General features: G+C 74.7%; 10 protein-coding genes. 9 read left to right on the forward strand and 1 reads right to left on the reverse strand.

The genetic code is table 11. The annotated features are described in order from the left end of the window. The 6 genes from rpmI to PSR1_RS20670 all read left to right on the forward strand — a co-directional run. A partial coding sequence (gene rpmI, locus PSR1_RS20645) for a 50S ribosomal protein L35 (RefSeq protein ID WP_152643400.1) occupies window positions 1–199 on the forward strand: 199 nt, incomplete at its 5' end. A 101-nt stretch (window positions 200–300) separates the two neighbouring features. Next, on the forward strand, window positions 301–645 hold the full coding sequence (gene rplT, locus PSR1_RS20650) for a 50S ribosomal protein L20 (RefSeq protein ID WP_011421026.1): 345 nt from the start codon (window positions 301–303) through the stop codon (window positions 643–645). Between the two features lie 12 nt (window positions 646–657). Continuing rightward, window positions 658–1,767 (forward strand): phenylalanine--tRNA ligase subunit alpha, encoded by a 1,110-nt coding sequence (pheS, locus tag PSR1_RS20655; protein ID WP_059439271.1) that lies wholly within the window; start codon window positions 658–660, stop codon window positions 1,765–1,767. A 7-nt stretch (window positions 1,768–1,774) separates the two neighbouring features. Then, window positions 1,775–4,177, forward strand: a complete 2,403-nt coding sequence (pheT, locus tag PSR1_RS20660; protein WP_059439272.1) for a phenylalanine--tRNA ligase subunit beta — start codon at window positions 1,775–1,777, stop codon at window positions 4,175–4,177. Between the two features lies 1 nt (window position 4,178). Continuing rightward, entirely contained in the window at window positions 4,179–4,601 is a 423-nt protein-coding gene (locus tag PSR1_RS20665; RefSeq protein WP_059439273.1) for a hypothetical protein, read from the forward strand. An 81-nt stretch (window positions 4,602–4,682) separates the two neighbouring features. After that, window positions 4,683–5,021, forward strand: a complete 339-nt coding sequence (locus tag PSR1_RS20670; RefSeq protein ID WP_059439274.1) for an integration host factor subunit alpha — start codon at window positions 4,683–4,685, stop codon at window positions 5,019–5,021. A gap of 26 nt (window positions 5,022–5,047) precedes the next feature. Here PSR1_RS20670 and PSR1_RS20675 read toward each other — a convergent pair whose 3' ends face one another. Next, window positions 5,048–5,437 (reverse strand): helix-turn-helix domain-containing protein, encoded by a 390-nt coding sequence (locus tag PSR1_RS20675; RefSeq protein WP_059439275.1) that lies wholly within the window; start codon window positions 5,435–5,437, stop codon window positions 5,048–5,050. A 194-nt stretch (window positions 5,438–5,631) separates the two neighbouring features. Here PSR1_RS20675 and PSR1_RS20680 point away from each other — a divergent pair, with 194 nt between their 5' ends. The 3 genes from PSR1_RS20680 to PSR1_RS20690 form a co-directional block, all read left to right on the forward strand. Next, window positions 5,632–5,934 (forward strand): Rieske 2Fe-2S domain-containing protein, encoded by a 303-nt coding sequence (locus tag PSR1_RS20680; protein WP_059439276.1) that lies wholly within the window; start codon window positions 5,632–5,634, stop codon window positions 5,932–5,934. Between the two features lie 11 nt (window positions 5,935–5,945). Continuing rightward, window positions 5,946–6,335 carry a 6-carboxytetrahydropterin synthase QueD gene (gene queD, locus PSR1_RS20685; protein WP_059439277.1) on the forward strand — a complete coding sequence of 130 codons (390 nt, stop codon included), beginning with the start codon at window positions 5,946–5,948 and terminating at the stop codon, window positions 6,333–6,335. Next, window positions 6,325–6,744, forward strand: a 420-nt coding sequence (locus tag PSR1_RS20690) for a GTP cyclohydrolase I (RefSeq protein WP_193388396.1), incomplete at its 3' end; no start/stop codon positions are given. The genes queD and PSR1_RS20690, both read left to right, overlap by 11 nt.

Genomic DNA, 6,744 nt, shown 5'->3' on the forward strand with positions numbered 1-6,744 from the left:
CAAGCTGAAGACCAAGAGCGGCGCCAAGAAGCGCTTCGTCCCGAAGAAGAGCGGCAAGGTGAAGTTCCGCCGCGCCGGCGTCCGGCACCTCGCGACGTTCGGCAAGACGAAGAAGCAGAAGCGCCACCTGCGCGGGACCGATCACCTCGCGCCGATGGACGAGAAGAAGATCAAGGAGTGCTTCCCGTACGCCCGCTAGGGCCGGAGAAGCCGTAACGCCCAAGCGGGGTTCCGAAGCGTACCCGGCCCGTCACGCTGCGTGACGGGCCGACGTGCCTCCCGCCGGCAAGGAGAAGGAAGATGCGCGTCAAGAAGGGATTCAAGGCCCGCCGCCGTCGCAACCGCGTCCTGAAGCTCGCGAAGGGCTTCCGTGGCCGCCGCAAGAACTGCTACCGCCGCGCGAACCAGGCGGTGGAGCGCGCCCTCAACTACTCGACCCGCGACCGCCGGCTGAAGCGGCGCGAGTTCCGGGCGCTCTGGATCGTCCGCATCAACGCGGCCGCCCGCCAGAACGGCACCACCTACTCGAAGCTGGTCGCGGCGCTCCGCAAGGCCGGCGTCGAGATCGACCGCAAGATCCTCGCCGATCTCGCGCTCGCCCTCCCGGGCGACTTCGCCGCCATCGTCAAGACCGCCCAGGCGTAGGGGAGGGGTCCGATGGCCGACCTGCTCTCGCAGCTCGAGGCGCTCGCACGGAGCGCCCGTGAAGCCATCGCCTCCGCCGCGGACGAGAAGGGGCTCGAGGAGCTCCGCGTCCGCTTCCTCGGCAAGAAGGGCGAGCTGTCCCAGGTCCTCCGGGGCATGGGGCAGCTCCCCGCCGAGGAGCGCCCGCGCGTCGGCGAGGTCGCGAACCGCGTCCGCGACGAGGTCGAGGCGCTGCTCGCCGGCGCCGCGCGCGGGCTCGCCGCGCGCGCGCTGGAGGCCGAGCTGGCCGGCCCGCCCATCGACGTGACGCTGCCCGGCCGCCGGCTCCTGCCGCGCGGGCACCGTCACCCCGTCACGCGCGCCACCGAGGACATCTCCGCCATCTTCGCGCGCCTCGGCTACGAGGCCGCGAGCGGGCCGGAGATCGAGCTCGACTGGTACAACTTCGAGGCGCTCAACATCCCGCCGGACCACCCCGCGCGCGACATGCAGGACACGTTCTACGTGGACGAGTCCACCCTGTCGCCGGGCGGGCGCACCGGCGCGGCGCCGGGCGGGCCCGCGAAGCCCGGCGCGGTGCTGCTCCGCACGCACACCTCGCCGGTGCAGATCCGCGCCATGAAGCGGATCGGCGGGCCGCCCATCCGCATCATCTGCCCGGGCCGCGTCTACCGGTCGGACTACGACCAGACCCACTCGCCCATGTTCCACCAGATCGAGGGGCTGTGCGTGGACGAGGGCATCACCTTCGCCGACCTGAAGGGCACGCTGGCGGCGTTCGCCCGCGCCTACTTCGGCCCGGGCACCCGCACGCGCTTCCGCCCCAGCTACTTCCCGTTCACCGAGCCGAGCGCCGAGGTGGACGTGTCCTGCTCCATCTGCGGCGGCACCGGGCGCAAGGACGGCAAGCGCTGCGGCACGTGCAAGGAGACCGGCTGGCTGGAGGTGCTCGGCGCCGGCATGGTCCACCCGCGCGTGCTCGAGAACGGCGGCGTGGATCCGCGCCGCTTCACCGGCTTCGCCTTCGGCATGGGGGTCGAGCGCATGGCGATGCTCCGCTACGGCATCGACGACCTGCGCCTGTACTTCGAGAACGACCTCCGCTTCCTCGAACAGTTCTGAGAACGCCGTGCGCATCTCGCTCAAGTGGCTGTCGGAGTACGTGGACCTGCCCGCGCCCGAGGAGCTGGCGCGGCGCCTCACCGCCGTGGGCTTCGAGATCGAGGCGGTGGAGCGCACCGGCGCGGAGCTGAAGGGCGTGGTGACGGCGCGCATCGCCGCCTCCGAGCCGCACCCCAACGCCGAGAAGCTCTCCGTCACCCGCGTGGACGCGGGCGGCGCCGAGCCGCTCCAGGTCGTGTGCGGCGCGAAGAACTACCGCGTCGGCGACGTGGTCCCGCTCGCCACCGTGGGCGCCGAGCTGCCCGGCGGCGTGAAGATCACCAAGGCGAAGCTGCGCGGGGTGGAGTCCTTCGGGATGCTCTGCTCGGCGCGCGAGCTCGGGCTCTCCGCCGACGCGAGCGGCCTGCTCATCCTCCCGCCCGGCACGGCCCCGGGCACGCCCATCGGCGAGGCGCTCGGCCTCGACGACGTGCTGTTCGAGGTGAACGTCACGCCGAACCGGCCGGACGCGCTCTCGCACGTGGGCATCGCCCGCGAGGTGGCCGCGCTGCTGGGCCAGAAGGTCAAGCTGCCGAAGCCCGGCCTGGTGGAGGGAGGCGGCGCGGCGGCCGACGCGGTGAAGGTCCGCATCGAGGCGCCGGAGAAGTGCGCCCGCTACGCCGCGCGCGTCGTCGAGGGCGTGAAGATCGGCCCGTCACCCGCCTGGCTGGCCCGGCGGCTGGAGAGCTGCGGCATCCGCTCCATCTCCAACGTGGTGGACGCGACCAACTACGTGCTGCTCGAGCTGGGCCACCCGCTGCACGCGTTCGACCTCGACAAGGTGGCCGGCCACGAGATCGTGGTCCGCACCGCGCGGCCGGGCGAGCGGATCACCACGCTCGACGGCAAGGACCGGGCGCTCGAGCCGGACGACCTGCTCATCGCCGACCGCGACCGCGGCAGCGCGCTCGCCGGCGTCATGGGCGGCGGCGACTCGGAGATCTCGGCCGGCACCACCCGCGTGCTGCTCGAGTCGGCCTGGTTCGCGCCGAGCGGCGTGCGCCGGACCTCGCGCCGCCACGGCCTGAAGAGCGAGGCGTCCTACCGCTTCGAGCGCGGCGCCGACCCGGGCATGGTGATCCCGGCGCTGGACCGCTGCGCCGCGCTCATCGCCGGGCTGTCCGGCGGGACGGTGCGCGCCGGGGTGGTGGACGCGCAGGCGCGCAAGGTCGCCTCGCCCGAGGTGCGCATGCGCTGGGATCGCCCGGCGCAGGTGCTGGGCATGCCGGTGAGCCGCGAGGACGCCCGCCGCATCCTGCTCTCGCTCGGGTTCGAGGAGCGGGCCAGCGACGGCGACGCGGTGAGCTTCGGCGTGCCGAGCTGGCGCGTGGACGTCTCGATCGAGGAGGACCTGGTCGAGGAGATCGTCCGGACGCTCGGCTACGACGCCATCCCCGAGACGCTCCCCGGGCCCGCGGTGCGCACGCCGGCGGAGTCCGCCGAGGCGCAGGCGGTGGCCCGCGCCCGCGCCGCGCTGGAGGCGGCCGGGTTCAGCGAGGCGGTGAACTTCAGCTTCGTGGCGGCGCGCGACCTGGAGCCGCTCGCCGCCGGCCTCGCCGCCGACGGCATCGCGCTCCGCAACCCCATCAGCGCCGACCTGGCGGTGATGCGCACCAGCCTGGTGCCGTCGCTGCTCCGCAACGCCGCGCACAACCGCCGGCAGCGCGTCGAGGACGTGCGCCTGTACGAGATCGCCCGCGCCTACGGGCCGCGCGCGGCCGCGACCGCCGGCGACGCCCCCAGCCACGAGGCCACCGAGGTGGCCGGCGTGCTGCTCGGGCGGCGCAGCCCGGTGGGCTGGGCGGTGGGCGGCGACGTGGCCGACTTCCACGACGCGAAGGCGGCGGTGCAGGGGCTGCTCGAGGCGCTCGGGGTCGAGGCCTCCTGGTCCGCGCCCGGCCCCGGCTGGCTGCACCCGCGCACCTCGGCGGCGCTCCGCGCGCCGGGCGGCGCGGCGCTGGGCGAGCTCGGCGAGCTGCATCCGCGGGTCGCCGAGGCGTTCGAGCTCCCGCGCGGCGTGCTCGCGTTCCGGCTCTCGCTGGACGCGCTGCTCGCGGCCGCGCGGCTGGTGCCGCAGTACCGGCCCATCCCGCGGCTCCCCGCGGTGCTCCGCGACGTCGCGGTGGTGGTGGAGGACGCGGTGACCGCCGCGGCGGTGGAGGCGCTGGTGCGCGAGGAGCCGCTCGTCGAGGCGGTGATCCTGTTCGACGTGTACAAGGGCGCGCCGCTGCCGCCGGGGCGCAAGAACCTCGCGCTCGCCATCACCTACCGCGCGCCGGACCGCACGCTCACCGACGCCGAGGCGGACGCCGCGCACGGGCGCATCGTGGCGCGGCTGCGCGAGCGCGTCGGGGCGGAGCTCCGGGGATAGCGTGACGCCCGCGGGCCGGCGCGCCTGGGCAGCGGCGGCGTTCGCGCTCGCGGCGGCGTTCGCGTCCTGGAACCCGCTCGCCGCGCCGTTCGGGCTGGTGGTCGGGCTCGTCTCGCTCGTGCTCTGCCTCCGCGCGCTCGTCCAGGGCGGCGCGCGCCGCGTCGCCTCGGCCGGGCTGGTGCTGGCGGCGCTCGCCGTCGCGGTGAGCGGCCTGGTGCTGGCGCTGACGGCCGGCGTGGGCCGCGACCCCGCCGGCGACGCGGTGGTCCCGGGCCCGGGCGCGGACGAGGTGCGGCGCGCGCTGGACGCTGCGGGCGAGCCCACCCGGCCGGCGCGAGCGCGCGCCCGCGAGGAGCTGGACGCGGCCGGCGGCGGCGCGAAGGCGCCGCCGGACGAGCCCGGCGGAAAGCCCGCGAAGCGCTAGCGAAGGTTTGACACGCTGGGGCAAATAGGCTAGTGAATTCAGGACTTAGCCGACGCCGCCCGCGGGGATGGGAGCGACACCGTGACCAAGGCCGACATCATCGAGAGCGTCTACGAGAAGGTGGGCTTCTCCAAGAAGGAGGCCGCCGAGATCGTCGAGATGGTCTTCGACACCATCAAGGAGACGCTGGAGCGCGGCGAGAAGATCAAGATCAGCGGCTTCGGCAACTTCATCGTCCGGGACAAGAAGTCCCGCGTCGGGCGCAACCCGCAGACCGGCGAGGAGATCGAGATCAGCGCGCGCCGCGTGCTGACGTTCCGCCCGAGCCAGGTGCTGAAGAACGCGCTCAACGGCGGCGTCTCCGACGAGACCGAGGGCGCGGACGACGACGACGACGAGGAGGGCGAGGGCGACGAGTAGCGCCCCCGCCGCTCCCGGCCCCCCGCTCAGATGCCGTTGACGCGGCCGGCGGCCACCGCCGGCGCCGCGGCGTCCACGCCGTTCACCGGCGCGGCGGCCTCGGGCTGCCGCGCCGGGACCGCGCCGATGAGCCGGTAGAGCGTCTTGCGGTCGATGCCCAGGATCTCCGCCGCGCGGGTCTTGTTCCCGCCGGTGGCGCGCAGGATCTCGCGCGCGTAGCGGCGCTCGATCTCGGACAGCGTCGGCCGGCGCGCCGGCTGGCCGTCGGAGGGCGGCGTGGCGCGGGCGGCCTCGAGGAGCGCGGCGGCGAGGTCGGCGGAGACGGTGACGTCGAACCCCGACGCGACGAGCAGCTGCGAGAGCTGCTGGCGGCGCTCCGGGTCGGCCTCGATGACGATCGTGCGGTTGCGTTCCACGTGGCTTCCCTCCCCGCTGACCAAGACGGCCACGCCCGTGGACCGTTACGCGCGCGCCTGTCCTGCTGCGAGGGGACGCGCAGCCCCGGGCGGTGCGTGCGGGTAGGTCCGGCGCGCCCGGCGCGGCCCGGAACGCGGCGAAGGCACGGCCGATTCCCCGGCGGGGCGGGCCCGCGCGCCGTAGATTCCGGCCCGTGAGACACCGCGTGGGACGCCTCCAGGACCTGCCCGACGGCCACGGCTGGCTCGTCGAGATCGAGGGCCAGGAGATCGCGCTGTTCCGCCGCGGCGAGCGCGTGCACGCGCTCGACAACGTCTGTCCCCACCGCGGCGCGGCGCTCGCGTTCGGCGACGTGCGCGGCGAGGTGGTGTACTGCCCGCTCCACGCCTGGCCTTTCCAGCTGGCTACCGGCGCCTGCCCGGAGTTCCCGGAGGCGTCGGTGCGCACGTTCCCCGTGCACGTCGGCGAGGGCGGGGACCTCGAACTGGAGCTATAACGAGGACACCGATGGCGCCCATCGACTACACCGACCGCCGGCGCATGCGGCTCGACGTCGAGTTCTACTTCGCGGCCGCGCACCGCCTGCCGCGCTACGAGGGCCCGTGCTTCCGCATGCACGGCCACAACTACCGCTTCTTCGTCGCGCTCGAGGGCGAGGTGGACCCCGCCACGGGCATGATCGCCGACTTCGGCGACGTGAAGCGGATCGTGCAGGAGCACGTGCTCGCGCGCGTGGATCACCGCACGCTGAACGACGTCCTCGACAACCCCACCGCCGAGAACATCGCCCGCTGGATGTGGGAGGTGCTCGAGCCGCACCTGGCCGGCCTCTGCGAGATCCGGCTCTACGAGATCCCGGACTCCTGCGTGACGTACCGGGGGCCGGGTGGCCGCTAGGCTCCGCGCCCTGCGGGCGCAGCGCCCGCGCGCCTCGGCGCCGGCGGCCGCCGAGGCGACCGCCCGCCTGCTCGACGCGCTCGGGCTGCCGCCGGAGGTGCGGGCCTCGCCCGAGCTGGCCGGGACGCCGCGCCGGGTGGCGGAGGCGTGGCTCGAGGACCTGGTGGACGGCTACCGCGCCGAGCCGGCCGAGGTGCTGGCCGACGCCATGCCGAGCGCGAGCCGCGCGCTCGTCACGCTCACCGGGATCGACTTCCACTCCGTCTGCCCGCACCACCTGCTGCCCTCGCGCGGCGTGGCGCACGTGGCGTACCTGCCCGGCGGCAGGGTGGTGGGGTTCGGGCAGCTGGTGCGGCTGGTGGACTGCCTCGCGCACCGCCTGGTGCTCGCGGAGGACCTGGCGCAGTCG

It is taken from the genome of Anaeromyxobacter sp. PSR-1 (assembly GCF_000964525.1).
GTDB lineage: Bacteria > Myxococcota > Myxococcia > Myxococcales > Anaeromyxobacteraceae > Anaeromyxobacter.